A 938-nucleotide genomic window follows, 5' to 3' on the forward strand; every position below is an offset into this window, starting at 1 on the left:
GACTGCCCAGGTCACGCTGACTATGTGAAGAACATGATCACCGGTGCTGCCCAGATGGACGGCGCGATCCTGGTTTGCTCGGCCGCCGATGGTCCGATGCCGCAAACCCGTGAGCACATCCTGCTGTCCCGTCAGGTTGGCGTTCCGTACATCGTGGTCTTTCTGAACAAGGCTGATCTGGTAGACGACGCTGAGCTGCTGGAGCTGGTCGAGATGGAAGTTCGCGACCTGCTGTCCACCTATGACTTCCCAGGCGACGACACTCCGATCATCATCGGTTCGGCTCGTATGGCGCTGGAAGGCAAAGACGACAACGAAATGGGCACCACTGCTGTCAAGAAGCTGGTTGAGACTCTGGACAGCTACATCCCAGAGCCTGAGCGTGCTATCGACAAGCCGTTCCTGATGCCAATCGAAGACGTATTCTCGATCTCGGGTCGTGGTACCGTTGTTACCGGTCGTATCGAGCGTGGCATCGTCCGCGTTCAGGATCCGCTGGAAATCGTTGGTCTGCGTGACACCACCACCACTACCTGTACTGGTGTTGAGATGTTCCGCAAGCTGCTGGACGAAGGTCGTGCTGGCGAGAACTGCGGCGTTCTGCTGCGTGGCACCAAGCGTGACGACGTTGAGCGTGGTCAGGTTCTGGTCAAGCCAGGTTCGGTCAAGCCGCACACCAAGTTCACCGCAGAAGTTTACGTTCTGAGCAAGGAAGAAGGCGGCCGTCATACTCCGTTCTTCAAAGGCTACCGTCCACAGTTCTACTTCCGTACTACTGACGTGACCGGTAACTGCGAGCTGCCAGAAGGCGTAGAAATGGTAATGCCAGGCGATAACATTCAGATGACTGTTACCCTGATCAAAACCATCGCGATGGAAGATGGTCTGCGCTTCGCTATCCGTGAAGGCGGTCGTACCGTCGGCGCCGGCGTCGTAGC

General features: G+C 57.1%; 1 protein-coding gene. It reads left to right on the top strand.

Translation table 11 applies throughout. The features are described 5' to 3' along the window. On the top strand, positions 1-938 hold a 938-nt coding region (tuf, locus tag DM374_RS32580), incomplete at both ends, for an elongation factor Tu (RefSeq protein ID WP_110973532.1).

The sequence above is a fragment of the Pseudomonas huaxiensis genome (genome assembly GCF_003231275.1).
Taxonomy (GTDB): domain Bacteria; phylum Pseudomonadota; class Gammaproteobacteria; order Pseudomonadales; family Pseudomonadaceae; genus Aquipseudomonas; species Aquipseudomonas huaxiensis.